Source organism: Propionivibrio sp. (assembly GCF_047602565.1).
GTDB lineage: Bacteria > Pseudomonadota > Gammaproteobacteria > Burkholderiales > Rhodocyclaceae > Propionivibrio.
The window spans coordinates 1,301,339-1,326,146 of sequence record NZ_JASGGX010000001.1; the positions used below are offsets into that span (position 1 = coordinate 1,301,339).

Sequence of the window (24,808 nt, forward strand, 5' to 3'; positions counted from 1 at the left end):
CCCTGGAGCGTAACGAAGGAGCGTGCCTCATGAAAAAAACTGTATTGATCGCGGCCACGGTGGCCCCCCTGATCGCGGGCCACATCGCACCCGCACACGCCGATGATGGCGTGTTCGAAGGCGTGACGCGCTTGGCGTGCGAGGCGCTGCTGTGCCTTTCCAGCGGTGTCCGCCCGGGCGCCTGCTCGCCGTCGCTGTCGTATTACTTCGACATCGTCAAAAGGACAATGTCCGGAACCATCAGCGCCCGCCTGGATTTCCTGAACCTTTGTCCGGTGGCCAGCCAAACGTCGGAAATGCAATCCTTGGTTTCGGCGATCTCACGCGGCGCTGGACGCTGTGACACGGCGTCGCTGAATCGAATTCAGTATTACGATCAGGTCACCGGGGAATCCTATGTCAGCAATCAATACCCGGCCTACTGCAACGCCTACTACACCAATAGCTACACGGACTTCATGTCTGGTTACTACCTGCCGAAGTATGTTGGGGTACCGGAGCGTGGGGGGTATTGGGTTGACCCGAAGGACTACGATGCCGCGCTGGCCGAGTACGAAGCGCGTGTTGCATACGAGGATGAACAACGCGAGATGTCCGGTTCGGGCGGTGGGGGTTAACTGTCAGGAGATGGAAGGCCAAATTTTAGTGGTTAGTCTCCACAACGAAAGGGCTTCAAGATGTTGACTGAAAGTGATTGCAGCAATCTGCGTGACTTGATTTTCGCAAGCACGTTTCACACGCTTCAGCCGGGTGTATCCGAGCGGCGGTTTCGGTTCGTCGCGGTCGAGCCTGGTGGTGCGAGGGATTCCGATGCCACCGTTCATTTCGCCTACGTCCCAGCCGTCTGGACGCGTGCCGGATACGGCAGTGCGTCCAGTGATGCGGTGACGTCTGGAGGCGACGATCAATGAAACACCGTACAAGGACAAAAATCTCACGCTTCAATTCCACGACTACTTGCGCGGCGGCTGGCCGGTTGCATGGGACATCACCGCCAAGGAATCCTTTGACAATTTTCCTACCTTAGTGCTGTCTGAAACTGAGGACGGGAAGGTGGCCGGCGTGCTGATGCGCAACCCGCACCACAGCAACGTCGACGCTCGCTTGGCGAATGCCTATGCGGAGCCGCACGAGGTCGAGGTTTTGATCAAGGAGCTCACGGGCCTTGCTCCGGACAAGCGGTTCATGGGCTGGTACAAGGACTGCAACATTACGGCGGACTCAATTGACGCAGCCATTGCGTTGACGCCGGAATCGGATGCGGGGCAAAAGCACGTGCTTGTTTACCGTGAAATGGAATGGCTGTCGGGGCTATGGAACAATCCGGCCAAGCCCCACGCCTATCCGATGGAGCTTTCGAGTGTGGCTGATTTCCACGGTACCCGTGTCTCAGTGGCCAAGCGACGTTCTCGGGGTGATCTTGAAGTTGCGCAGGCAAAGCAAACAATCCCGGGTGATTACGACGTGCTGGACCAGGCCCTCGCATTACTGTCTTCATCCGATGGCGGCACGAATTCGGACTACGAGGCCGTTCCCGCCATCAAGGTTTTGTGTGACTGGTGGAACACTCATGCCCCGGAGTCCATGCGGCCGGCGGCACTCTTCCGTGTGTATATCTGGAAACCGAATCGCCGTACGTTCGTGGCGGCCGATCCGGAGGAACCTGCGCTCCAGGCGGAGGTTTTGGCGAAGATCCCGGCGTATGCGATCTTCCAGCGTAGCGGCCGCCCTACCATCGCCCTCAACTTCTACCGTGGCCGCCTTTTTAACAAAGAAGACACGTGTGGAACGTTAACATATTACGCCAATGGTCAGGAGGCTTGGCAGATCGACCAGGACCTTGCCCAAGTGGATGAAGCGTATTACTCGCTAAAAGGGATGCGTGCCCTTAACTCGCAAATCGCAAATCGCATTTAGTGGTTGATATCAACCATTAAATCCGGACACCCTAAATTTGGAGTGTAGTGGTTACGTTAAAAACATGGCATTTCGATTTCCTATACGTTTGCGATGGTCATTTGTTGGCCACAGACAGAACAGACGTATTTTGGACTTCCATGCTCGTCCGTTCCTGCGTCCCGCATGCCGCTTAAAGAAACCGACTCCCAAGACTTGGAATAAGGCTGATCGTTTTCGGAAGTCTTTTCTACGCCTTGATGCCCCGCTGGACACACATAATGAACGAATGTTCTTAAAACCTCTAACAAAATGACGGTTACCCCTGTTCACAGAGGAGGAAATTGGTTAACCTCTGGGTTGTTTTTTGAGCAGAGGAAATGGCCAAGCCGATACTGGACGACGCCTTGTGGGGGCTGATCGCGCCGTTGCTACCGCCGCCCAGGCCACGCCGGGCAAAGAACCCGGGACGCAAGCCGCTGGACGATCGAGCGGTGCTGACCGGCATCCTGTTCGTGCTGCAATCGGGCATTCCGTGGGAAATGCTGCCCCAGGAGATGGGCTGCGGTTCGGGCATGAGTTGTTGGCGCCGGCTGCGCGCCTGGCAGGATGCCGGCGTCTGGCAACGCCTGCACGAAGTTTTGTTGGCCAAGCTGCGTTCGGCAAATGCCATCGATTGGTCACGCTGCATCGTCGATTCATCCTCAATTCGAGCGGTGGGGGCCGGTCAAAAACAGGACCGAATCCCACCGATCGCGCTCGTCCCGGCTCCAAGCACCATCTCATCACCGAAGCGCAGGGCATCCCGCTCGCGGTGATCCTGACCGGCGCCAACCGTAACGACATCACCCAACTCTTGCCGCTCGTCGAGGCCATTCCGCCGATCCGAGGCAAACGGGGCCGACCGCTCTCCAAGCCTCGCCTGATCCAGGCCGATCGGGGCTACGACCATGACACGTACCGTCAGCCCTTGCACGCCTCAGGCATCCCCACCCAAATCGCGCGACGTGTCCAGACCGCCGGAGAAGGCGATGCCGACGCGCTCGCCGGCGGGAATCTTTTGCAGGATGGTTGCAGCCACGGAGGTTTCTCACGATGTTTGAGGGATACCCGTATTGTAGCGCGTCCTCCGCGCTGCCCGCGCGCCGGAGCGCTGGCGGCGGCCTGCACCGCGGCGCGCGTCCACCCGGTAAATCCAGAGGCGCCGTCATTCCGGGCTTGACCCGGAAGCCATGGGGCGCCACTGGATTCCGGCTTTCGCCGGAACGACGGGAACTGTCTCTGACTGACTACCCGGCCGTCCCGGCGGACACCGGCGCCCCCGGCTGGGCGATCCACTCGCTCCACGAACCGGCGTAGAGCGCGGCGCCGCCGAGTCCGGCGACTTCCATGGCCAGCAGATTGTGGCAGCCGGTCACCCCCGAGCCGCACTGGTGGATGACCTGGGCGCTCGGCCATGCGCCCAGCACCGCGGCGAACTCGGCGCGCAGCTGCTCCGGCCGTTTGAAGCGGCCGGCGGCGTCGAGATTGTCGCGGAAGAAGCGGTTCGCCGCACCGGGAATGTGCCCACCCACCGGGTCTATCGTCTCGTTCTCCCCGCGGAAGCGGTCCGGCGCGCGCGCGTCGAGGACCAGGGCGCGGGGCGCGGCGAGGTTCGCCAGCACCTCGCCGAAACTCGCCGTGCGGACCAGGCTGGGCCGGGCGGTGAACGCCGCCCGGCCGCCGCGCGCCACGCCGGGTTCGCCGGTCGCGGCGTGGGTGGCGTTGACCGCCCGGCCGGCCGCGCGCCAGCCGTCCAGCCCCCCGTCGAGCACCGCCGCCCGGCCATGCCCGGCCCAGCGCAGCAGCCACCAGAGGCGGGCGGCGTAGGGGCCGCCGGCATTGTCGTAGGCGACGACCAGGGTGTCGTCGGAGATGCCCAGGGCGGCGACCCGGGCGGCGAAGGCGTCCCGCTCCGGCAGGGGATGCCTGCCGGAGCGCCCGTTTTTCGCGCCGCACAGATCCCGGTCCAGGTGCACGTACACGGCGCCGGGAATGTGCGCCTGGCGGTACAGCCGGTAGCCCTGCTCCGGGTCCGCCAGATCGAAGGAGCAGTCCGCGATCACCAGGTCGAGGGACGGCGAGCCGGAGACCTCCGCCAGTGCCTGCGCGGAGATCAGGTTTTCATGCGTGGAGATCGATTCGTTCATGGTCTGGCCTTGTGCCTTGTCCGGTGCCGCCGCGGACGGACGCCGGCCAGGCCGGCGCGCCGCGCCGCGGCACGGCGCTCACAACTGGACGAACTTGCCGTCGCGGACGGTCAGCACCACGCCGTCGTAGGCCGGGGTGCGCGTCGCGGTCTGGGTCAGCGAACCGTTGCCGAGCACGGTCGGCAGGTTCTTGATGCCGGCCAGGCCCTTGCGGATCGACTCCGGGCTGTAGTCCGGGCCGGCGCTCTTGATCGCCGCGGCGGCCGTCTTGAACACGGTGTAGCCGATGGCGGCGAAGGTGTCCGGTTCGATGCCGTACTTTTTCTTGTAGGCGGCGATGAAATCCTGGTTCAGCCTGGAGGGATTGCCGATGAAGTAGTCGGAAGTGAAGATCACGCCTTCCACCGCCGGGCCGCCCACCTTGAGGAACTGGTGCGAGGCGGCCGACGGCGTGCCGACGATGCGTACGGACGCCGGCAGGCCGGCCTGCTTGGCCTGGATGACGATGTTCGCGGTAACTTCGCCGGTGGTCGACACCACCAGGGTGTCGATGTCCTGCGCCGCGATCTTGGTGACGATGGCGCTGAAGTCGGTGTCCGAACCGACGATGGTCTCTTCCAGCACGGTCTTCACGCCGGCCTGTTCGAAGCGCGCCTTGACTCCCTCCTTCTGCTGCACGTAGGACTCGTTGTCGCGGTTGAAGACGTAGGCCGCGCGCTTGGGCTGGTAGTCCTTCAGATAGCGCTGCGCCAGGCTTTCCATGATCTTGCTGGGCGAGGCGTTGGCCTTGAAGATCCAGTCGCCGATGACCGCCACGTCGCCCGAGGCCTGGGTCAGCGCGGGAATCTTCTTGCTCTGCGCGATCGGCAGATAGGCCTGCGCCTCCACGGTCGAGGTCGACCCGAGGATCAGCACCGCCTTGTTGGTGTTGAGGAAGCGGTTCACCAGGTTCACCGCCTGGTTCTTGTCGCTGTTGGTGTCTTCCAGCAGCAGCTTGATCTTGACGCTGCCGAGCTCGCCGGACTGGGCGACCTCCTCGGCGGCCAGGGTGATGCCGTTGCGCGCCGGCAGATTGGCGAAGGAGAAGATGCCGGACGAGGAAATCGGCACGCCGACCAGGACTTCCTGGGCGTGCGCGGAAAGGCCCGTCAGGGCCAGCGCGGAAAGCAGGGAGAGCAGGGATTTTTTCACGGTGAACGACTCCAGGTGGGACGAAAAAAAAGGGTTCAAAGCGCCGCCGCGGCCGGCGCGAGGCCTTCCGCCGACGGCAGGTAGTGCTCGACGATGCGCGGATCGTGGCGCAGTTCCGCGCTGGGCCCGTCGAGCACGATGCGGCCGTGTTCCATGACGTAGGCGCGGTCGCTGGCGGCCAGCGCCAGGCTGGCGTTCTGCTCGACCAGCAGGATGGTCAGGCCGCTCCGGCGCAAGGTCTGCAGCACGGCGAACACCTGATCGACGACGATGGGCGCCAGCCCCAGGCTGGGTTCATCGAGCACCAGCAGGCGCGGTCCGCCCATCAGCGCGCGGCCGATGGCCAGCATCTGCTGCTGCCCGCCACTCAAGGTACCGGCCTTCTGGCGCCGGCGTTCGCGCAGGATGGGGAACAGCGCGTACACCTCGTCCAGGCCGTGAGTGGATATCCGCCCGGCCAGCGCCTGGCGGCCCAGCAGCAGGTTGTCCTCGACGCTCAGCGGTCCCAGCACCTGACGCCCTTCCGGCACCTGCAGCAGGCCGGCGCGAGCCACCTTGGCGGCGCTCCAGCCGGTGATGTCCCGGTCGCCGAAACGCACCTCGCCGTCCGCCGGCCGCAGCAGGCCGCTGAGGGTGTTGAGCAGCGTGCTCTTGCCCGCGCCGTTGGGACCGATCAGCGCGATCAGTTCGCCCTGATCGACGCGCAGCGAGGCGTCGCGCACCGCCTGGATGCGGCCGTAGGAGGCGGAGAGTCTATGCAGCGTGAGCATGGCGGAATCAACTCCCCAGATAGGCCGCGATCACCGCGGCCTGCGCCCGCACGGCCTGCGGCTCGCCGGAGGCGATCAGGCGCCCCGCGTCCAGCACGTGCAGTTCCCGGCACAGCGACATGACGAAGCGCATGTTGTGTTCGATCAGCAGCACCGCCAGGCCGTCGGCCGCCAGCGCGGCGAAAATCTCGCCCAGGGCGTCCGCCTCGCGGTCGTTCATGCCGGCCACCGGTTCGTCGAGCAGCAGCAGGCGCGGCCCGGTGGCCAGCGCGCGCATCATCTCCACGCGCCGCTGGTGGCCGTAGGACAGATTGCCGGCCAGCTGCCCGGCGTACTGCAGCATGTTGAACTGGCGCAGCAGGGCGGCGGCGCGCTCGCGGAATCCGGCGGCCTCGCGGCGCGCCGCCGGCGTGCCCAGCAGCGAGGCCAGCCAGGGGCTGCGTTCGTGGCGATGGAAACCCGCCGCCACGTTGTCCAGCACGCTGGCTTCCTTGAGCAGACGGATGGTCTGGAAGGTGCGCGCGATGCCGCGGCGCGCCACCGCCGCCGGCTCGATCGCCGAAATATCCTCGCCGTCCAGGTGGATGGTGCCCTGCGTCGGCAGCAGCAGGCCGCTGATCAGGTTGACCACCGTGGTCTTGCCCGCGCCGTTCGGACCGATCAAGCCGGTGACGCGGCCCGGCCGCACCGAGAAGGATACATCGCCGACCGCCAGCAGGCCGTCGAAGCGGCGGCTCACGTTGCGCAGCGTCAAGCCCTTCATGCCGCCTCCGTCTGCGCGCGCACCGCCCTGCGCTGCCGCCAGTGCAGGCTCAGCGTGTCGACCACGCCGTGCGGCCAGTAGATGATGGCCAGCACCATCAGCACGCCGTTGACCGCCAGGCGGTAGTCGGCCAGCGGCCGCGCCGCTTCCGGCAGCAGATTCAGGATCAGCGCGCCGGCCAGCGGTCCGAGCACGGCGTTGCGCCCGCCCAGGACGACGAAGCTGAGCGCGGCGATCAGCAGCGGAAAGCCGAAATCCTCCGGCACGATCGAATAGTTGCGATAGGCCATCAGCCCGCCGCCCAGGCCGCCCAGCGCGCCGCTGAGCGCGAAGGCCAGGCGCTGGTGGGCGACCACCGAAATGCCCAGCGACACGGCCACGGTCTCGTCCTGGCGGATGGTGTCGAAGGCGCGGCCGATGCCGGTGCGCGAGACGGCCCGCATCAGGTACAGGACGGCGCCGGCCACGATCAGCAGATGGCCGAGGTGCACCAGCTTGGGAATGCCGTTCAGGCCCAGCGCGCCGCCGGTCAGCGACTCCCAGTACAGCCCGAAGGACATCACGATCTGCACGAAGGCCAAGGTAGCGATGGCCTGGAACACGCCGCGCAGACGCGCCAGCGGCCAGGCCAGCGCGCCGCCGGCGGCCGCGCCGATCAGCGACGCCGCCAGCAGCCCGGCCCAGAAGGGGAATCCGAGCCGCACCGCCAGCAGCGCGGCCGCATAGGCGCCCAGCGAGGCGAAACCGGCGGTGGCCATGGAGAAGACCCCGGCGCGCAGGACGATGTACTGGCTGTAGGCCAGCACCCCGCTGACCAGCACCAGCTCGAGCAGGGACAGGTGGCCGAGAACAAAGGCGCTCACTGGACTCCCCTCCTGTCACTACGTGACGCCCTCCCCGAGGGAGGGCGAGCGCCCCCTTCGGGCGGCCGGGCGGAGGCGCTCATGCCCGCACCACCCGCGTCTCGATGTGCAGCTTGCCGAACAGGCCCGAGGGACGCAGCAGCAGGACGCCGAACAGCAGGCTGTATATGATCGCGTCGCTGAGCGAGGAGGACAGATAGCTGATCGCCACGGTCTGCACCAGGCCGAGCAGCAGACCGCCCACCAGGGCCCCGCCGATGCTGCCCAGCCCGCCCAGCACGATGACCACGAAGGCGCGCAGCAGGTAGGGCTCGCCCATCAGGAAGTGCACCGAATTGAAGGCCAGGCCGATGACCACGCCGGCCGCCCCGGCCAGCGCGCCGGAGATGAAGAAGGTCAGGAAATAAACCACGCCGGGACGGACGCCGAGCAGCGCGGAGGTGCGCGCGGAGATCGCCACCGCGCGCAGCTGGCGGCCGAAATCGGTGCGGAACAGAAACAGCAGGAGCGCCAGCGCGAGCAGCAGCGACAGCGCCAGGATGACGATCTGCAGCAGCGAGATGCGCAGCCCCCAGAATTGATGGACCACCACCGGGAAGGTGCCGAAGGGGAAACGCATGATCTGCGTCTGCGAGATCGCCTGCCCGGCGCTCATCAGCACCTGGGCGATGCCCAGCGAGGAGATGATCGCGGCGAACTCCGCCGCGCCGCGCTGGCGCAAGGGCCGCAAGGCCAGCCAGTCCACCGCCACGCTGATCAGCCCGCCGGCCAGCATGGCGAGCAGCAGCGCCAGCGGCAGCGGCAGGCCGGCCGCGGTCACCGCGTACAGGCCGGCAAAGGCGCCGGCCATGAACACCGCGCCGTGCGCCAGATTGAGCACGTGCAGCACGCCGAACACCAGGGTGAAGCCCAGGGCGAACAAGGCATACGTGCTGCCGGTCACCAGGCCGTTCAAGAATTGCTGAGCGAGCATGCGAAACAGTCTCTCCAAAGGGAATCGAATGAAGGGAGGGAAACCGGCTCAGGCCTCGCGCCGGTTGCTCCACAGCTCCCAGGAGAAGCGGGCACGCACGCCGACGTCCAGGAAGGGGCGCGGCGGCAGCAGCGCCGGCCGGCCGAAGGATTCGTAGGTGGCGATCAGCGGGTTGTCAACGCCGCTCGCCTTGTCGGCGATCAGCAGGCCCGAGGCGGTGCCCTTGGTCCAGCCCATGCCGTTGTCGCACACCGCGGTGTAGACGCCGGGCGCGACCTCGCCGAAGCCGGCGCCGCCGTTGCTCGAGATGCAGATGAAGCCGGACCAGGTATGTTCGATGTTCACGCCCTTGAGTGCCGGGAACCAGGTGTCGAACAGCGCCTGGTGGTGTTCGGCCACCTGCGGGTAGGAGTCGCCGTCGCGCACCAGCCGCGGCTCGTAGCGCATGTCCTGGCGGATCAGGATGCGCTGGTCGGGGGTGCGCCGCACGGTCACGCCGACGAAGGCGTTGGCCGGGGTCAGCCCCCAGGTGCGCAGTCCTTCCAGGCGGCCCTGCTCCTCCTCGGTGAGCCGGCGGGTCAGGCTGCCGTAGGCGGAGATCGGGATCAGGCGGTTGCGCAGCACGCCGAACTGGCCGGCGAAGACGCTGACCGCCAGGATCAGCTTGCCCGCGCGGACGGTTCCCTGCGGCGTGCTCAGGCGGATTCCGGGCTTGAAGCGCACTTCGGTCACCGGCGTGTTTTCGTACAGGCTGACGTTGGCCGGCAGATGGTCGGCCAGCCCGCGCGACAGCGCGGCCGGGTTCACCAGCACCGCGCCCGGCGTGTGGATGCCGGCGGCGAAATGCTTGAAGCCGATGCGCTCGTGCAGCGCCTTGTCCTCCAGCCAGGTATAGGGTTCGCCGAGCGAATCGAGCACCTCGCGCGTCGGCTTGAGCACCCGCGCTATGCCCTGCGGCGAAACCGCCGTGTGCAGCTTGCCGTTGGGGTCCCAGTCGCACTGGATGCCGTGCTTGCGGACCTGCTCCTCCAGGCTGGCGATGGCGCTGCGCGCCAGCCTGACGTGATCGCGCGCGGCCGACAGTTCGCCGAGCGAACTGCCCACGTTGTGCGGGGTGTCGATGATGAAGCCGGCATTGCGCCCCTGCGCGCCTTCGCCGACCTCACCGGCCTCGATCAGCGCGATCGAATCGCCGGGGCGGTTCTCGGCCAGGCGGCGGGCCGCGGCCAAGCCGGCCTGGCCGGCGCCGACCACCGCCCAGTCCACCGACAGCTCCCCCTGCAGCGCCGGCCGGGGCTGGCGCGGCGGCAGAATGCGGCTCCAACCGTTCGTCTTGTCGTTCAAGGGACCAATCGCCACGACCGTCATACGCGCTCCAGGATATTCGTTGAATGGCTCGGCCGGCCGCGCGCCATGGCGCCGGAAACGGGCGTCACGGCGGCGGGGCGCCGGGCTGCGGCCTTGCCGCGAGGGAGCTATTTGAAGATTTTTCGCCCGGGCAGAGAACTAATAATTTCTGCTAACCATATGCGAATGAGCGCACAGGGGCGGGACGGCCGCCCCTCGCCGCGCGGGAGGGAAGCGGCGCGGGACAGGCGCACGGCATGCGGCATGCGGCATGCGGCGGGCGGCGGGCGGCGGGCGCGCGGCGCACCGACCGAACGGAGCGGGAGCCCGCTCAGGATGCGGGCATGAGCGGCCGGCGCGCCGGTTCAGGCGCCGCCGATGTCCAGGACGACGTCCGGGAACCAGACGCTCTGCCAGCGGCTGCGCTTCTCGCTCGCGGAGAGCAGCCTCGGCGACACCGGCTGCGCCTCCCCGAAACGCGCTTCGCCGGCCAGCGCGGCACGGTTCACCGTGGCATACGCGCGCCCGCCGTCCTGGTAAAGCACGCCGATCAGGACGGCGGCAGCGCGTGCAGAAAAGACAGTCCGCGCTGCCGCCGCCCTGACGGTATCTGCCGAGGCAGCGGGAATCCGCGGCCGCGATGGGCAGCGCACCGAGCGGGTCGGAGATGAAGGCCGCGCCGTGCTTGCGGCAAAAATCGCAATCGCAGACCCGGGGCCGGTACTCGCCCGGAGGACGGGAAAGCTCGGCGGCGACGCGCAGCCCTCCGCAATGGCATCCGCCTTCGATCCGATGCATGCCGCCTCCGCTCACGGGTTGTGGTGCGGCATCCAACTGGTACTGCAAAATTTCCGTTGACGGAAATTTCCTCCTGCCCCTTGCTGTTTCTAACAGGGCCTGCCTGTTTCGCTTGAAATGAGGACAAAAAACACTAAACGTATACGTTTGCCGGTATACGGCATATCCTGCCTTAGATTACCGCTTTCGCTCTTTTTGCTTTTTCGTTGCCTTTCCCTTCAGAGCAGCAACGACCGTTGATGCGATCTCAAGTGGGTGGAATTTCCGTCAACGGCAATTCCACCCGGCGGGTCCAGGGCTGGCCACAGAAGTCCTGGCGAGGCGTGGGCGCTGCCCTGGCCTCGAATCGTTCCGGGCTGGGGGCAACTGCGCCCAGCCCGCCTCAAGCGGCCACTGGCCGCCTGCGCACAGGCCGCGCAGGTTACAGAAAAACCTCGGAAACCACCCCAAAAACTTTCGTCAACGAAAATTCCGCCCGCGTCGGTCGGCACCCCAAAAACTTTCGTCAACGAAAATTCCGCCCGCGTCGGTCGGCACCCCAAAAACTTTCGTCAACGAAAATTCCGCCCGCGTCGGTCGGCACCCCAAAAACTTTCGTCAACGAAAATTCCGCCCGCGTCGGTCGGCACCCCAAAAACTTTCGTCAACGAAAATTCCGCCCGCGTCGGTCGGCACCCCAAAAACTTTCGTCAACGAAAATTCCGCCCGCGTCGGTCGGCACCCCAAAAACTTTCGTTAACGAAAATTCCGCCCGCGTCGGTCGGCACCCCAAAAACTTTCGTCAACGAAAATTCCGCCCGCGTCGGTCGGCACCCCAAAAACTTTCGTCAACGAAAATTCCGCCCGCGTCGGTCGGCACCCCAAAAACTTTCGTCAACGAAAATTCCGCCCGCGTCGGTCGGCACCCCAAAAACTTTCGTCGACGAAAATTCCCGCGAGCGGGAATTTTCCCTGGCCCGATGGGCCAGGGGGCTACTACACCCGGCCGACAAGCCGGACTCTTCGATTGCCGTGCACTTGTGAGCAGCAACGACCGTTGATGCGATCTCAAGTGGGCGAAATTTCCGTTGACGGAAGTTCACCCGGCAGGTCCAAGGCTGGCCACAGAAGTCCTAGCGAGGCGTTGGGGGCAGCCCAGGCCTCGCATCGTTACAGAGAAGAACCGCGCATACCACGGGAAGAAATTTCGCTGATGGAAATTCCCGCAAGCCGGCGGGAACTTTTACAGGCTCCGACTGGCGCCGTCGCTCCAGTCGGAGGCCCGATCAATCAATCTTGCAGCATCGCATGGATGCAATCTTCAAAAACCGCCGGAACATTAATCCGTCCGTCCTGGATCGCGGCTAACGTCTGGTTGGGCAATGACGACAACAGCTTACGTGCTCGGATAGCCAGGATATCTTGGGCAATCTGACTCCACAGGACGCCGGCAAGGCCCGTTCCATCTTCGGTATACTCGATCATCCAGTCCAGAGCGCGCTCGGACAAATCTTCAATGGCCGCGGTAACAAAATCGTATTCCATAACCTGGCCCCCTATGCAGCCATGAGCTCGTAGCTGGCAAAGGCACCGGCATCGGCCAGTCGTTTGTGAGCGGCGGCGTAATAGGTCGGATCAAGCTCGATTCCGATAAAACGACGACCACACTCCAGAGCCGCTATGCACGTCGAGCCAGAGCCGGCAAACGGATCGAGGACGATTCCGTTTGCCGGGCAGAACGCCTTGATCAGAGGAACAAGCGCGGACACAGGTTTTTGCGTCGGGTGCAGCGTATTCCCGCTGTACTTCCAGGGCAGCACGTCGGGGGGCGGCTCGGCCGGTAGGGCCGGATTGCCTTTAGCAAGCAGGAATGCCGATTCGTGGCGGTAACCGACAAATCTTGCATTCGACACGTAGGGCTTTGCGAAGACGATATGTCCGACCGGGCGCAGACCGGCACGCTTCCAGGCAGCCATGAACGTATCGACGCGCGTCCAGCCGTAAAAGCTCGCGCAAAGCGTGTTCGGGCGTAGGACGCGCGAGACCTCGGCAAAGGCGGGTTCTAGCCACTCTTCCCGCAGGTCGTTTGCAATGGACCGGCCCGAACGGTCCTTGTAGTTGACCAGGTAAGGCGGATCGGTAAGCACGAAATCCACAGAGCGCGCCGGCAGTTTCAGCAGCACATCCAGACAATCCCCATTCATCAGCACGTTATTGCTCATAACATAAGCCTCCATATCAGGTTGAGATAGGGGCTGAAATGGGTGACGCGGCCACCGCAGTTCAGATCCCGGCGCTGGCGAGCGCACGGGGGGATGGCCTGGTCAAGGGACCGTGGAATAAATGTGGGGGAAGCCCGTAGGGGGTACCGCTTTTATGCCGCGAAAGCCCTTGAAGCCTGGAATTGCGCGACAATTTATGCGCGCAATTCCAGGCGTCCGGGGCATCCCCCCCGGGCGAACGTTGGCGCCGGGATCTGAACTGCCCACCTCGCGCGAAGCGCCTCGGCAGAACGCCAGTGGGAATACCCACTGGCGCGTTTTTTTAGATCGTACTTTTCGGACGAATAGACGGAGTGAAGTTGACCACGCTTTAGTCAGCTCACATTTCCGCCGGCGAAAATCCAGGTGTCCCCAAGAGCCGTTACAGGAACAATTTTTAGGCCTGGAAGGAGGAATATTGATTTAAGAAATTGCCTATTCGTATGACTTCCAGGAAATGCTAGATTCCGAGGAACGTAGCACTTCCATACCCGCTCACCGCCTATTACAAAAGTATCAGCATTACGACATGATCGTGCGTAGGAGATTTACTGGTAGGCAAATGAAATACGAGTGGCCGGCCGATTAATGCTCAACGGTATGAAGCGGGTTCGACCCTGAATACGAGACAAACATAGAGGCATCTGTATGGAGATGTGCATGCGCCTATCAACATTCATGCGGGAACCAAAATGCACTACCTCGGCTGCGACGTGTCGAAACAGAAACTCGATTTTTGTTTGCTGACTGAAAATAAAAGCGATAAAGACCAGGGCGCGCTTCGGCCAAGATCTAAATCTAAAACGGTGGCAAACACTTCCGCCGGAATCGAGGAGTTCCTTAACTGGCTAAAAAGAAACGACGTAACAGACGTGTGTTGTGCCCACGTCGCAATGGAGGGAACAGGCGTCTATCATGAGGTGGCCGCCTATGAGCTGACGAAATACGGAATCATCGTTTCGGTCTGCAATCCAGCTCAAACGAAGAACTTCGGGAGAGGTGTAGGCATCCAGAACAAGAATGACAGCATTGACAGCTACGTCCTTGCGTATTATTGCCAGAAGGTCAACCCTAGGCCATGGATTCCACCTTCCCCGGAGGCGTACACATTAAGGGTTCTTATCGCGCGTACTGACGCGATTACCAACGACCTGGTTCGGGAACAAAACAGGGCGGAGAAGGCTGCCGCAACCCGTACGCCGGATACCGTTGTGTGTTCAATTCAGGACAGCATTGAATTTCTCAAAATGCAGCTGGCGTCAATACAGAAAGATATTGACGAACACATCTCAAGCCACGAGAACTTAAGGCAGGATATGTGCTTTCTGACAAGCATTCCGGCGATCGGCAACAGGGTTGGTGCAGCAATGCTCTCTCTTTTGCACTGCCACTCATTCGACTCCGCAGAGCAGCTCGCCGCCTATCTCGGCCTCGTACCTATCATGAGGCAGTCCGGAACGTCCCTTGCCGGGAAACCGCGAACGTCGCACCAAGGCCCCAAACGACTACGCTCCCTCCTGTATATGGCCGCCGTGTGCGCCATACGCAAGAAATATGGGAACACTTTAGTCCGTCCGCTTTATGAGCGGTTGCTGGCGAAAGGAAAAGCCAAAAAGCTGGCGCTAGGGGCCGTGATGCGGAAACTCGTGCATATCTGCTTTGGCGTTTTTAGAAGCAAAACACCGTTTGCTGCCTCTGCATCGCCGGAAATTTCTCCGCAATCATGAGATTAGCCCCTATAGCCGCATCTCTTATGAGGTTGCTTTCAGCATTCTTTGCTTGACAAAGGACACGGTATCTCCCTAAACCATCCCAGGCCATCCTCGGTGCGGCCGCGCGGCCTGTATTCGCAACCGACGAAACCATCATAGCCCATCTCGTCGAGCAGCTTGAAGATGTGGCGATAGTTGATCTCGCCCTCGTCCGGCTCGTTGCGCGTCGGCACGCTGGCGATCTGCACGTGGCCGATGCCGGCGAAATTGTTCTTGAAGGTCATGGTCAGGTCGCCCTCGACGATCTGGCAGTGGTAGAAATCCATCTGCACCTTGAGGTTGGGCAGGCCGATCTCCTTGCACACCGCATGCCCTTCGGCCTGGGTGTTCAGGAAGTAGCCGGGCATGTCGCGATGATTGATCGGTTCGATGACCAGCATGCGGCCGTGCTTGGCCATTTCCTGCGCGGCATAGCGCACGTTTTCGATGTAAAGCGCCCGGTGCTGCGCATGATCACCGCCCGCGGGGACCAGCCCGGCCATGCAATGAACCTTCGGCGTGCCGAGAGCCAGCGCGTACTCGACGGCCTTGGCCACGCCGTCGCGGAACTCCTGCTCGCGCCCCGGCAGCGAGGCGATGCCGCGTTCGCCGGCGGCGAAATCGCCGGGGGGCAGGTTGAACAGGGCGTTCACCAGGCCGTTCTCCTTCAGCCAGCCCGCGACCTCGGCGGGCGCATAGTCGTACGGAAAGAGGAATTCGACGGCCTTGAAACCGGCCTTGGCGGCGGCGGCGAAGCGTTCCGGGAACGGAACCTCGTTGAACATCATCGACAGGTTGGCGGCAAACTTGGGCATGGCGATCCTTTCGTTCAGATATCCAGTTTAAAAGCGACCTTGAGTTCCTCGATCTGCTCGGCGTTGAGGCAGTTCGTGGGCGCGTTGCGCAGCATGAGGAAAATCTTGGCGGTTTCTTCCAGCTCCTCGGAGGCGTAGATGGCGCCTTCGAGGTCCGCGCCGGAAACCACCGGCCCGTGGTTGGCCAGCAGCACGGCGCTGTTCTTCGGCGCCAGCGTCTTGATCACCTCCCCGAGCGCCTTGTCGCCCGGCCGGTGATACGGCACCAGCGGCAGGCGGCCGATCTTCATCACGAAGTACGGCGTGAGCGGCGGGATGCAGTTCGCCGGGTCGAGGCCGCACAGGCACGAGACCGCGGCCGAATGCGTCGAGTGCAGGTGCACGATGGCCCCGGCCTTGGGGCGAACCTCGTACATCGAGCGATGCAGGAAGGCTTCCTTGGACGGCGGGTCGCCGGCCAGGACGGTGCCCTGCCAGTCGAGCTTGCTGATGCGCGCCGGATCGAGTTCGCCCAGGCAGGAGTTGGTCGGCGTGAGCAGCCAGCCGTCGGACAGGCGCACGCTGATGTTGCCGCTGCTGCCGGCGGTCAGCCCGCGCTCATACAGGGAACGCGACAGGCGGGCGATCTTGTCGCGCTCGCGGGTTTCTTCGGTGAGGATGGCGGTCATGATGCGAGCTTGCTCCAGGCCTTGAGGAAGAAGTCGGGGGTGCCGAAGTTGCCGGATTTGAGGGCGAGGGCCAGCGGCCGCTGCACGGCGTCCTTGGTGATGCCGGTGGTCCAGGGCACGCCGGGGTCGATCTCGGGACCGATGCGCAGGCCACTGACGCCGAGCGCCTTGACCACCGCGCCGGAGGTCTCGCCCCCGGCGACGATGAGTTGTCCGACGCCCAATGCAACCAGCCCTTTCGCGATGGCGGCGAGTGCGTCTTCGACCAGGCTGCCGGCCTTCTCGGTCCCCAGTTGGACCTGCACGGCTTTGACGGCTTCGGGAGTGGCGGTGGCATAGAAGAGGACGGGTTCGTTCTCGATCTTGCCCCTGGCCCAGGCCAGTGCCTCGCTCACCACGTCCTTGCCGTGCGCGAGATCGAAGGGGTCGATGTTGAAGGCGGGATGTTTCTCGCGCAGGGCGGCAACCTGCCCTTGCGTGGCGAGCGAGCAGCTACCGGCGATGACGGCGCGCAGGCCGCCGGTCGGCGGCAGGGCATCGGCAACCTGGTGCTCGGGCAGCAGGCCGGCTTTCCGGAAGTTCTGCGGCAGGCCCAGCGCGATGCCGGAACCGGCGGTGACGAGCGGCATTCCGTCACAGGCGGCGCCGATGGCCAGCAGGTCGTCGTTGGTGATGGCGTCGGGAATGGCAAAAGTACAGCCGGCGGCCTTCAATTGCTCGAAGCGGGCCTTGATGGCTTCCGGGCCTTGCCGGACGACGCCGTAGTCGACCAGGCCGGCCTTGCCCTTGATCTGCGCCTGCAGGACCTTGACCAGGTTGGCGTCGGTCATCGGGGTGAGCGGGTGGTGGCGCATGCCGGAGTCGGAAAGCAGAATGTCGCCGACGAAGAGGTGGCCCTTGTAGATGGTGCGCCCGTTGACCGGGAAGGCCGGGCAGGCGATGGTGAAATCCGTTCCCAGCGCGGCCATCAGGGCTTCGGCCACCGGGCCGATGTTGCCCTTGGGCGTCGAGTCGAAAGTCGAGCAGTACTTGAAGTAGAACTGCTTGCAGCCGGCCTGCTGCAGCCAGCGCAGCGCGGCCAGCGATTCGGCGATGGCTTCCTCGACCGGGTTGGTGCGCGACTTCAGGGCGATCACCACGGCGTCGACGTCGTCGCCGATCGGTTCCCCCGGCACGCCGATCATCTGCACGGTGCGCATGCCGGCTTTCACCAGCATCCCCGCCAGGTCGGTGCCGCCCGTGAAATCGTCGGCGATGCAGCCCAGCAGAACGGTCATTTGCTTGCTCCTTCTCGTGTGCGGCGGATTGAAGGCGCGACGGGCGGACGCGGATTCCGCCTTGCAGGAACAGCCCCTTCGTCGCCTCCCCGCCTGAAATGGGTGGTTGACTTACTTATCGGGTTATCATACAACATTACATATTCCAAGCTCTGCAAGTAGAACATAGAAAAGCGCCGATTACAACATCGGCAACTGATTTGATCTGACGGGTCGAGGCGATGACATCCATTCCGGAATTCAAGGTTGAACGGATCACCCTGGCGGGCACGCTGACCGACCGCGTCTTCGACGCGCTGACCCAGCTCATCAACGGCGGGGACTTCAAACCGGGGACCCGCCTGCCCTCCGAACTGGACATGGCCGACCGCTTCGGCGTCAGCCGGACGGTCATCCGCGAGGCGGTATCGCGGCTGAAATCGGAAGGATTGGTCGAATCGCGCCAAGGCAGCGGCGTATTCGTGCGCGATCGCAACATGCACACCCCTTTCCGCATCGACCCGACCCTCATGGATTCGATCGAATCGGTCCAGCAGGTGGTCGAGCTGCGCCTGTCGCTCGAAGGCGAAATCGCCGCATTGGCGGCAACGCGCCGGACCCGCGCGCAGATGGCCGCCATCAAGCGCGCGCTGAAGCAGATCGAACTCGCCGAACAGGCGGGAAAGGACGGCGTCGAGGCCGACATCGAATTCCACCGCAGCATCGCCGAAGCCACGGGCAACCCGCATTTCCTGGCCCTGATCAAGTTTCTCTCCAATTTCCTGATCAAGGCGACGCTGATCTCGCGCAGCCATGAAGCAACCAAGGCGACGCTGTTGCAGCAGGTCAGGGACGAGCATCAGCGCATCGTCGACGCCATTTCCCAACAGGACCCCGCAGCCGCCCGCCTTGCCGCCCGCCAGCACATGGAAGGCGCTTCCCGCCGCCTCGGTTCGGTCGACATCGGGCGATTCCCCACGCAAAACGGTCAGAACGAAAGCTGACCGTCCACTCCGGGACGAACCCGGCAAGAACGCGCGAAAGCGAGGTTCGATGCCGCCCGGAGCGACAGCCGCGCACGTCCCCGGATGCGAATCCCGCACTTACCAGGCGAAACCCGCAATCCTTCGCGGATTATGACGGTAATATACGCTCCTCGGAATCAGTTCTTGCTGGTAACGTGTGTGAGTTGAACGCCCGCCACCGGCACGCCTGGCTCCGTCCGGGCCGCATGTCCTGGCCAAACCACCGACGCATCGCCCCCCTCGGGACGCGTCGTCAGAATTGAACAGCAAAGGAGCAGCAGTGAACAAGAATCTGCGCGAAACCGCACTCGAATATCATCGACTCCCGACCCCCGGCAAGATTTCCATCCAGCCGACCAAGGCGCTGACCAATCAGCACGATCTCGCGCTGGCCTACTCTCCCGGCGTGGCGTTCGCCTGCGAGGCCATCGTCGAAGACCCGGACAATGCCGCGCTCTACACCTCCCGCGCCAACCTGGTCGGCGTCGTGACCAACGGCACCGCCGTGCTCGGCCTGGGCAATATCGGACCGCTGGCCGGCAAGCCGGTGATGGAAGGCAAGGGCTGCCTGTTCAAAAAGTTCGCCGGCATCGACGTATTCGACATCGAACTGGCCGAAAACGACCCTGACAGACTGATCGACATGATTGCCGCCCTGGAACCCACGCTGGGCGGGATCAATCTCGAAGACATCAAGGCCCCCGAATGCTTCTACATCGAGCGCAAGCTCAAGGAACGCATGTCGATCCCGGTCTTTCACGATGACCAGCACGGAACGGCGATCATCTCGGCGGCCGCCATGCTCAACGCGCTGAAAGTGACCGGCAAGAACATCGGCGAAGTCAAGGTGGTCTGCTCGGGCGCCGGCGCCGCGGCGATCTCCTGCCTCGATCTCTGGTGCGATCTGGGCATCCGCCGCGAAAACGTCCTGGTCTGCGATTCGAAGGGCGTGATCCATGTCGGCCGCGAGGCGCACATGGAACCGACCAAGGCGCGCTACGCGCGCGAAACCGAGGCGCGCACCCTGGCCGACGCCATCGACGGCGCCGACATCTTTCTCGGCCTCTCCACCGCCGGGGTGCTGAAGGCCGAGATGGTCGCCAGGATGGCCAGGCAGCCCATCGTCTTCGCGCTGTCCAACCCGACGCCCGAAATCATGCCGGAGCTGGCCCGCGAGGCACGTCCCGACGTCATCATGGCCACCGGCCGCTCGGACTATCCGAACCAGGTCAACAATGTCCTGTGCTTCCCCTTCATCTTCCGCGGCGCGCTCGACGCCGGAGCGACGCGCATCACCGAGGAGATGAAGCTGGCCTGCGTACACGCCATCGCCGCCATGGCGCATGAGTCGGTGGCCAGCGAGGTCGCCACGGCCTACCCGGGCCAGGAGCTTGCGTTCGGCCCCGAATACCTCATCCCCAAGCCTTTCGATCCGCGCCTGATCCTGGTCATAGCTCCGGCCGTGGCGCAGGCCGCCGCCGATTCGGGGGTCGCCAGGCGCCCGATTCAGGACATGGCCGCCTATAAAGAGAAGCTGCAGGGCTTCCTCTACCGGACCGGGGTCGGCATGCGCTCCATGTTCTACGCGGCCAGAAGCGGCAAGCCGACGCGCATCGTCTACCCCGACGGCGAGGACGAACGGGTCCTGCGCGCCGCCCAGATCATCAAGGAAGAACAGCTCTGCCTCCCGACCCTGATCGGACGCCCCGAGGTCATCTCCGCGCGCCTGGAAAAAATCGGTTCGAAGCTGCGCATCGGCACGGACATCGAGGTCGTCGACCCGAACAACGACGACCGCTACAACGAATGCTGGAGCGCCTACCATCAGATGATGCGGCGCCGCGGCGTCACCATCGAGATCGCCAAGGCGCGCTTGCGCAAGCACAACACGCTCATCGGCGCCATGATGATCAGGCAGGGCTACGCCGACGGAATGATCTGCGGCATTTCCGGCCGTTTCGAACACCATCTGCAGCAGGTGGAGGACGTCATCGGCAAGGCCGCCGGACGCTCGACGCTGGCGGCGATGAACCAGATCATCCTGCCCGGCCGCGCCTTGTTCATTTGCGATACGCACGTCAATGAAAACCCGGACGCCGCACAGTTGGCCGAGATCGCGCAGATGGCGGCCGACGAAGTTCGCCGTTTCGGCATAGAGCCGAAAGTCGCCATGCTCTCCCATTCCAATTTCGGAGCATCGACGTCCGCCTCTGCCCGCAAGATGGCCGAAGCCACCGCGCTCTTCCGTGCCAAAGCCCCCGGCATCGAGGTGGATGGCGAGATGCATGGCGATGGCGCGCTGTCCGAGGAAATCAGGAAGAAGTTCGACCCTGATTCGTCGCTGACCGGCGAAGCCAACATCCTGGTCATGCCGAACCTGGACGCCGCCAACATCTCCTACAGCCTGCTCAAGATGACCGGCGGCGACGGCATCACCATCGGGCCGATCCTGCTCGGCGCCGCGCGTCCGGTGCATGTCCTGACCACGACGGCGACGGTCCGGCGGATCGTCAACATGACCGCGCTGGTCGCGGTCCAGGCAGCCAATGCATGACGTTTCACGCCAGGCGCCCGCCCGGCGTGACGACGATGGCGGACAGGAGCGCCAGGTGAAATGGTGGAACGACGGCAAGACGCCCGACTACCGTTTCACCCTGGCGAACGAACGGACGTTTCTGGCGTGGATACGAACGGCCCTGGCCTTCATGGCGGGCGCGGTGGGCATCGACCAGTTCACGCCCGATCTGGGCGTGCCATGGATGCGCCATGCCGTGACGACCGCGCTGCTCGTCGCGGCCTTCTGCCTGGGCCTATGCGCCTACCGCCGATGGGCCGCGACCGAGCGCGCCATGCGCCAGGAAAAGGACATCCCCTATACCGGCCTGCTGCCGCTCATCGCCCTGTTCGTCTCGCTGGTCGGCATGGCGCTCCTGCTCCTCATCCTCATCCGCTAGGGCACCGAGTGGGCAACGGGGCGGCAACGGAAAAGAAAGATCCAGGCCTGCAACTGGAACGCACGGGGCTCGCCTGGTCGCGCACCGCGTTCGTCCTTTTCCTCTACGGCCTGCTTGCGCTCCGCGCGGCGATCGTGTCGCCGAGCCTCGGCTTTGCCGGCATGGCCATCCTTGCGTTCTGCGTATCGGCACTGGCATACGCACTGGCCGTCAAGCGCGCCTCGTCCGTGTTGGCGGGGGCAATACCCATCCCGGCGATGCGCGGCGTCATGTCCCTGATGGCGCTTTTCGTCTGCGTCTGTTCAGGAGGGGCGCTGCTGCTGCTCGGCGGCCGGCTGATCCTCTGAATGCGCGGAATCGGCGCCATGTGGCAAGACCATCGGCAACGGGCAAAAAAAAGCCCCGCGAATCGCGAGGCTTTTTTCGAACCCGAAGGGGGCTTTATTTAAGCTTGGTTTCCTTATAAGCCACATGCTTGCGGGCGACCGGATCGTACTTTTTTATTTCCAGCTTTTCCGGCGTCGTCTTCTTGTTCTTCGTCGTAGTGTAGAAATGGCCCGTTCCGGCGGTGGATTCGAGCTTGATCTTTTCACGCATGGCTGAACTCCTTGTCAGATCTCGCCGCGGGCGCGCAGGTCGGCGAGCACGGCATCGATCCCGTTCTTGTCAATGACGCGCAGACCGGCATTGGAGATACGCAGGCGCACCCAGCGGTTTTCGCTTTCGACCCAGAAGCGGCGGTACTGCAGGTTCGGAAGGAAGCGGCGCTTCGTCCTGTTGTTGGCATGGGAAACGTTGTTCCCAACCATCGGGGCTTTGCCCGTCACTTGGCAGACACGTGCCATGATTCGTTACTCCAATTGGTCTCGGGGAGAAAGTCGCGCATTTTATCCCGAACCCGTGGGGAAATTCAAGACCTTTATGAATTCAAGGCTATAACAGCCCGCGCTCGGCGAACGACAGCGGCGGCGCCTGCCCAGCCACCACGAAATGATCGAGCACCCGCACGTCGACCAGCGCCAGCGACTGCTTGAGGCTGCGCGTCAACGCCTCATCCGCCGGCGACGGCGTGGCCACGCCGGACGGATGGTTGTGCGCGAACACCACGGCGGCCGCATTGTGCGCCAGCGCCTTCTTGACCACCTCGCGCGGATACACGCTGGTCTGCGACAAGGAGCCGCGGAACAGCTCCTCGGCCGCCAGCAGGCGGTGCTGCGCGTCCAGCCACAGCGCGAAAAACACCTCGTGGGCCAATCCCGACAGATGCAGGCGCAGGTAATCGCGCACCGCGGCCGGGCTGGCGAAGGCGCTGCGCGCCTTCATCGTCTCGCCCAGCGCGCGCCGCGCCATTTCCAGCACCGCCTGCAATTGCGCGTACTTCGCCGCGCCCATGCCGGGAATGGCGGAAAACTCGGCTTCGCTGGCGGCAAACAGCGCGTTCAGGCTGCCGAAATGACCGATCAGCTGGCGCGCCAGATCCACGGCGCTCTTCCCTTTCACCCCGACGCGCAGAAAGATGGCCAGCAATTCCGCGTCCGACAGGCTCGCCGCGCCGTGCGCCCGCAGGCGTTCGCGCGGCCGCTCGCTCTCCGGCCAGTCCGTAATTGCCATGCGGCGATCTCGGTTAGAATGACAGCCCGGCATTCTAGCGGAAAATTCGTATGGAATTAAAAGGAAAGCGCGTGGCGCTCGGCGTCACCGGCGGAATCGCCGCCTACAAGTCGGCCGAACTGGTCCGCCTGCTGATCAAGCAGGGCGCCTCGGTGCAGGTGGCGATGACCGAGGCGGCCATGCATTTCGTCACCCCGACGACCTTCCAGGCACTCTCCGGCAACCGGGTGTTCACCGACCAGTGGGACGCGGACGTCTCCAACGGCATGGCGCACATCAACATCTCGCGCGAAGCCGACGTGCTGCTGATCGCCCCGGCCTCGGCCGATTTCCTGGCCAAGGTGGCCAACGGCATCGCCGACAACCTGTTGACCACGCTGACCCTGGCGCGCGACTGCCCGCTGTTCGTGGCGCCGGCGATGAACCGTCAGATGTGGAGCAACCCGGCCACGCAACGCAACGTCGCCACGCTGCTGGGCGACGGCGTGACCGTGCTCGGCCCCGGCAGCGGCGAGCAGGCCTGCGGCGAATTCGGCGACGGCCGCATGCTGGAGCCGGCGGAGATTCTCGAAGAGCTGATCGCCCATTTCCAGCCCAAGCGGCTGCAGGGCAGGACAGTGCTGATGACCGCCGGCCCGACTTTCGAGGCGATCGATCCGGTGCGCGGCATCACCAATCTGTCGAGCGGCAAGATGGGCTTCGCCATCGCGCGCGCGGCCCGCGAAGCCGGCGCCGAGGTCACGCTGGTCAGCGGGCCGGTGTCGCTGCCGACGCCGCGCGGCGTCGCGCGCGTCGACGTCACCAGCGCCCTGGAGATGCGCGAGCAGGTGATGCGGCGCGCCACCGCGCACGACGTGTTCATCGGCGTCGCCGCCGTGGCCGACTATCGGCCCAGGACCGTGTCGGAACAGAAGGCCAAGAAGGACGGCGGCCTGCCGCCCGTGATCGAACTCGTGCAGAACCCCGACATTCTCGCCGAAGTGGCCGCCCTGCCCCACCCGCCGCTGTGCGTCGGCTTCGCCGCCGAAACCCGCAATCTGGCCGAGTACGCGGAAAAGAAGCGCCGCACCAAGAAGATCCCGCTGATCGTCGGCAATCTCATCCAGGACGGCTTCGGCGGCGACGCCAACACGCTCGTCCTGTTCGACGACAACGGCCGGCAGCCGTTGCCGCCCGCCTCGAAACTCGAACTCGCGCGCCACTTGGTCGCGCGCATCGCCAACCTGCTGGAGAACCCGCATGCACCGCATTGACGTGCGCATCCTCGATCCGCGCCTGAAGGATTCGCCGCCGCACTACGCCACGCCCGGCTCGGCCGGCCTCGACCTGCGCGCCTGCATCGAGGCGCCGATGACGATCCGCCCCGGCGAGACGCACCTGATTCCCACCGGCATCGCCATCCATCTCGAAGACCCCGGCCTGGCGGCGTTGATCCTGCCGCGCTCCGGCCTGGGACACAAGCACGGCATCGTGCTCGGCAACCTGGTCGGGCTGATCGACTCGGACTACCAGGGCGAAATCATGGTGTCGACCTGGAACCGCGGCCAAGAGAACTTCACGCTCAACCCGCTCGACCGCCTGGCGCAACTGGTCGTCGTGCCGGTGCTGCAGGTGGCCTTCGACGTCGTCGAGGAATTCGCCGCCAGCACGCGCGGCGCCGGCGGCTTCGGCAGCACGGGCAAGGGCTGAGCCGCCGCC

At 64.3% G+C, this 24,808-nt stretch carries 25 protein-coding genes and 1 pseudogene; 10 read left to right on the forward strand and 16 right to left on the reverse strand.

Going from position 1 to position 24,808, the window contains the following annotated elements; translation table 11 throughout:
* Positions 1-29: 29 nt before the first annotated feature.
* From QM701_RS05905 to QM701_RS05915, 3 genes and pseudogenes are all read left to right on the forward strand, one after another.
* A complete protein-coding gene (locus tag QM701_RS05905; protein WP_415166163.1) occupies positions 30-617 on the forward strand; it encodes a TrbM/KikA/MpfK family conjugal transfer protein in 588 nt (195 codons plus the stop codon).
* A 340-nt stretch (positions 618-957) separates the two neighbouring features.
* Positions 958-1,917 (forward strand): hypothetical protein, encoded by a 960-nt coding sequence (locus tag QM701_RS05910; RefSeq protein ID WP_415166164.1) that lies wholly within the window; start codon positions 958-960, stop codon positions 1,915-1,917.
* A 359-nt stretch (positions 1,918-2,276) separates the two neighbouring features.
* A pseudogene (locus QM701_RS05915) lies at positions 2,277-2,926 on the forward strand (IS5 family transposase); the annotation flags it as partial.
* A 259-nt stretch (positions 2,927-3,185) separates the two neighbouring features.
* Here QM701_RS05915 and QM701_RS05920 read toward each other — a convergent pair.
* The 10 genes from QM701_RS05920 to QM701_RS05965 all read right to left on the reverse strand — a co-directional run bounded on the left by QM701_RS05920 (position 3,186) and on the right by QM701_RS05965 (position 12,991).
* Positions 3,186-4,085 carry a sulfurtransferase gene (locus QM701_RS05920; RefSeq protein ID WP_415166165.1) on the reverse strand — a complete coding sequence of 300 codons (900 nt, stop codon included), beginning with the start codon at positions 4,083-4,085 and terminating at the stop codon, positions 3,186-3,188.
* Between the two features lie 78 nt (positions 4,086-4,163).
* Positions 4,164-5,276, reverse strand: a complete 1,113-nt coding sequence (locus QM701_RS05925) for an ABC transporter substrate-binding protein (protein WP_415166166.1) — start codon at positions 5,274-5,276, stop codon at positions 4,164-4,166.
* Positions 5,277-5,311: 35 nt separating this feature from the next.
* Entirely contained in the window at positions 5,312-6,046 is a 735-nt protein-coding gene (locus QM701_RS05930) for an ABC transporter ATP-binding protein (RefSeq protein ID WP_415166167.1), read from the reverse strand.
* 7 nt (positions 6,047-6,053) lie between these two features.
* A complete protein-coding gene (locus QM701_RS05935; protein WP_415166168.1) occupies positions 6,054-6,809 on the reverse strand; it encodes an ABC transporter ATP-binding protein in 756 nt (251 codons plus the stop codon).
* Entirely contained in the window at positions 6,806-7,672 is an 867-nt protein-coding gene (locus QM701_RS05940; RefSeq protein WP_415166169.1) for a branched-chain amino acid ABC transporter permease, read from the reverse strand. Before QM701_RS05940 ends, QM701_RS05935 begins: the two co-directional genes overlap by 4 nt.
* Positions 7,673-7,751: 79 nt before the next feature.
* Entirely contained in the window at positions 7,752-8,645 is an 894-nt protein-coding gene (locus QM701_RS05945; RefSeq protein WP_415166170.1) for a branched-chain amino acid ABC transporter permease, read from the reverse strand.
* Positions 8,646-8,693: 48 nt separating this feature from the next.
* On the reverse strand, positions 8,694-9,989 hold the full coding sequence (locus QM701_RS05950) for an NAD(P)/FAD-dependent oxidoreductase (RefSeq protein WP_415166171.1): 1,296 nt from the start codon (positions 9,987-9,989) through the stop codon (positions 8,694-8,696).
* A 368-nt stretch (positions 9,990-10,357) separates the two neighbouring features.
* Positions 10,358-10,537 carry a hypothetical protein gene (locus QM701_RS05955; RefSeq protein WP_415166172.1) on the reverse strand — a complete coding sequence of 60 codons (180 nt, stop codon included), beginning with the start codon at positions 10,535-10,537 and terminating at the stop codon, positions 10,358-10,360.
* 1,522 nt (positions 10,538-12,059) lie between these two features.
* Positions 12,060-12,314: a hypothetical protein gene (locus QM701_RS05960; protein ID WP_415166173.1), complete on the reverse strand. Its 255-nt coding sequence runs from the start codon at positions 12,312-12,314 to the stop codon at positions 12,060-12,062.
* An 11-nt stretch (positions 12,315-12,325) separates the two neighbouring features.
* Entirely contained in the window at positions 12,326-12,991 is a 666-nt protein-coding gene (locus QM701_RS05965) for a DNA methyltransferase (RefSeq protein WP_415166174.1), read from the reverse strand.
* 731 nt (positions 12,992-13,722) lie between these two features.
* Here QM701_RS05965 and QM701_RS05970 point away from each other — a divergent pair.
* Positions 13,723-14,757, forward strand: a complete 1,035-nt coding sequence (locus tag QM701_RS05970; RefSeq protein WP_415166175.1) for an IS110 family transposase — start codon at positions 13,723-13,725, stop codon at positions 14,755-14,757.
* A 38-nt stretch (positions 14,758-14,795) separates the two neighbouring features.
* Here the strand turns inward: QM701_RS05970 and otnI are convergent, their stop codons facing one another.
* The 3 genes from otnI to otnK are packed head-to-tail and all read right to left on the reverse strand — an operon-like array spanning position 14,796 to position 17,541.
* The gene (otnI, locus tag QM701_RS05975; RefSeq protein WP_415166176.1) at positions 14,796-15,596 is read right to left on the reverse strand and encodes a 2-oxo-tetronate isomerase; all 801 of its coding nucleotides are present in this window, start codon (positions 15,594-15,596) and stop codon (positions 14,796-14,798) included.
* A 14-nt stretch (positions 15,597-15,610) separates the two neighbouring features.
* Positions 15,611-16,264, reverse strand: a complete 654-nt coding sequence (gene otnC / locus QM701_RS05980) for a 3-oxo-tetronate 4-phosphate decarboxylase (RefSeq protein ID WP_415166177.1) — start codon at positions 16,262-16,264, stop codon at positions 15,611-15,613.
* The gene (otnK, locus tag QM701_RS05985) at positions 16,261-17,541 is read right to left on the reverse strand and encodes a 3-oxo-tetronate kinase (RefSeq protein ID WP_415166178.1); all 1,281 of its coding nucleotides are present in this window, start codon (positions 17,539-17,541) and stop codon (positions 16,261-16,263) included. The genes otnC and otnK overlap by 4 nt, the downstream gene beginning before the upstream one ends.
* 221 nt (positions 17,542-17,762) lie before the next feature.
* On the opposite strand from otnK, the gene QM701_RS05990 reads away from it, so the two are divergent.
* The 4 genes from QM701_RS05990 to QM701_RS06005 all read left to right on the forward strand — a co-directional run bounded on the left by QM701_RS05990 (position 17,763) and on the right by QM701_RS06005 (position 21,846).
* Positions 17,763-18,524, forward strand: a complete 762-nt coding sequence (locus tag QM701_RS05990) for a FadR/GntR family transcriptional regulator (protein WP_415166179.1) — start codon at positions 17,763-17,765, stop codon at positions 18,522-18,524.
* Between the two features lie 301 nt (positions 18,525-18,825).
* Positions 18,826-21,099 carry an NADP-dependent malic enzyme gene (locus QM701_RS05995; protein ID WP_415166180.1) on the forward strand — a complete coding sequence of 758 codons (2,274 nt, stop codon included), beginning with the start codon at positions 18,826-18,828 and terminating at the stop codon, positions 21,097-21,099.
* 55 nt (positions 21,100-21,154) lie between these two features.
* A complete protein-coding gene (locus tag QM701_RS06000) occupies positions 21,155-21,499 on the forward strand; it encodes a YidH family protein (RefSeq protein ID WP_415166181.1) in 345 nt (114 codons plus the stop codon).
* Between the two features lie 8 nt (positions 21,500-21,507).
* Positions 21,508-21,846 (forward strand): DUF202 domain-containing protein, encoded by a 339-nt coding sequence (locus tag QM701_RS06005; protein ID WP_415166182.1) that lies wholly within the window; start codon positions 21,508-21,510, stop codon positions 21,844-21,846.
* Positions 21,847-21,940: 94 nt separating this feature from the next.
* Here QM701_RS06005 and rpmG read toward each other — a convergent pair whose 3' ends face one another.
* The 3 genes from rpmG to radC all read right to left on the reverse strand — a co-directional run bounded on the left by rpmG (position 21,941) and on the right by radC (position 23,110).
* Positions 21,941-22,096, reverse strand: a complete 156-nt coding sequence (rpmG, locus tag QM701_RS06010; protein WP_305073498.1) for a 50S ribosomal protein L33 — start codon at positions 22,094-22,096, stop codon at positions 21,941-21,943.
* Between the two features lie 14 nt (positions 22,097-22,110).
* Positions 22,111-22,344, reverse strand: a complete 234-nt coding sequence (gene rpmB, locus QM701_RS06015) for a 50S ribosomal protein L28 (protein WP_415166183.1) — start codon at positions 22,342-22,344, stop codon at positions 22,111-22,113.
* Between the two features lie 88 nt (positions 22,345-22,432).
* Positions 22,433-23,110, reverse strand: coding sequence for a RadC family protein (gene radC, locus QM701_RS06020; protein ID WP_415166184.1), 678 nt, complete (start codon positions 23,108-23,110; stop codon positions 22,433-22,435).
* Positions 23,111-23,160: 50 nt separating this feature from the next.
* Here radC and coaBC point away from each other — a divergent pair, with 50 nt between their 5' ends.
* Together coaBC and dut are read left to right on the forward strand one after the other, a co-directional pair.
* Complete coding sequence (gene coaBC, locus QM701_RS06025) at positions 23,161-24,363, forward strand: bifunctional phosphopantothenoylcysteine decarboxylase/phosphopantothenate--cysteine ligase CoaBC (RefSeq protein ID WP_415166185.1); 1,203 nt, start codon at positions 23,161-23,163, stop codon at positions 24,361-24,363.
* The gene (dut, locus tag QM701_RS06030; RefSeq protein WP_415166186.1) at positions 24,350-24,799 is read left to right on the forward strand and encodes a dUTP diphosphatase; all 450 of its coding nucleotides are present in this window, start codon (positions 24,350-24,352) and stop codon (positions 24,797-24,799) included. The genes coaBC and dut overlap by 14 nt, the downstream gene beginning before the upstream one ends.
* Positions 24,800-24,808 lie beyond the last annotated feature (9 nt).

What these genes read in the sequence shown, in the direction of transcription:
- QM701_RS05905 (WP_415166163.1), top strand. Translation starts at nt 30, where the DNA reads ATGAAAAAAACTGTATTGATCGCGGCCACGGTGGCCCCCCTGATCGCG.
- QM701_RS05920 (WP_415166165.1), bottom strand. Translation starts at nt 4,085, where the DNA reads ATGAACGAATCGATCTCCACGCATGAAAACCTGATCTCCGCGCAGGCA.
- QM701_RS05930 (WP_415166167.1), bottom strand. Translation starts at nt 6,046, where the DNA reads ATGCTCACGCTGCATAGACTCTCCGCCTCCTACGGCCGCATCCAGGCG.
- QM701_RS05935 (WP_415166168.1), bottom strand. Translation starts at nt 6,809, where the DNA reads ATGAAGGGCTTGACGCTGCGCAACGTGAGCCGCCGCTTCGACGGCCTG.
- QM701_RS05945 (WP_415166170.1), bottom strand. Translation starts at nt 8,645, where the DNA reads ATGCTCGCTCAGCAATTCTTGAACGGCCTGGTGACCGGCAGCACGTAT.
- QM701_RS05960 (WP_415166173.1), bottom strand. Translation starts at nt 12,314, where the DNA reads ATGGAATACGATTTTGTTACCGCGGCCATTGAAGATTTGTCCGAGCGC.
- QM701_RS05965 (WP_415166174.1), bottom strand. Translation starts at nt 12,991, where the DNA reads ATGAGCAATAACGTGCTGATGAATGGGGATTGTCTGGATGTGCTGCTG.
- QM701_RS05970 (WP_415166175.1), top strand. Translation starts at nt 13,723, where the DNA reads ATGCACTACCTCGGCTGCGACGTGTCGAAACAGAAACTCGATTTTTGT.
- otnI (WP_415166176.1), bottom strand. Translation starts at nt 15,596, where the DNA reads ATGCCCAAGTTTGCCGCCAACCTGTCGATGATGTTCAACGAGGTTCCG.
- otnC (WP_415166177.1), bottom strand. Translation starts at nt 16,264, where the DNA reads ATGACCGCCATCCTCACCGAAGAAACCCGCGAGCGCGACAAGATCGCC.
- otnK (WP_415166178.1), bottom strand. Translation starts at nt 17,541, where the DNA reads ATGACCGTTCTGCTGGGCTGCATCGCCGACGATTTCACGGGCGGCACC.
- QM701_RS05990 (WP_415166179.1), top strand. Translation starts at nt 17,763, where the DNA reads ATGACATCCATTCCGGAATTCAAGGTTGAACGGATCACCCTGGCGGGC.
- rpmG (WP_305073498.1), bottom strand. Translation starts at nt 22,096, where the DNA reads ATGCGTGAAAAGATCAAGCTCGAATCCACCGCCGGAACGGGCCATTTC.
- rpmB (WP_415166183.1), bottom strand. Translation starts at nt 22,344, where the DNA reads ATGGCACGTGTCTGCCAAGTGACGGGCAAAGCCCCGATGGTTGGGAAC.
- radC (WP_415166184.1), bottom strand. Translation starts at nt 23,110, where the DNA reads ATGGCAATTACGGACTGGCCGGAGAGCGAGCGGCCGCGCGAACGCCTG.
- coaBC (WP_415166185.1), top strand. Translation starts at nt 23,161, where the DNA reads ATGGAATTAAAAGGAAAGCGCGTGGCGCTCGGCGTCACCGGCGGAATC.
- dut (WP_415166186.1), top strand. Translation starts at nt 24,350, where the DNA reads ATGCACCGCATTGACGTGCGCATCCTCGATCCGCGCCTGAAGGATTCG.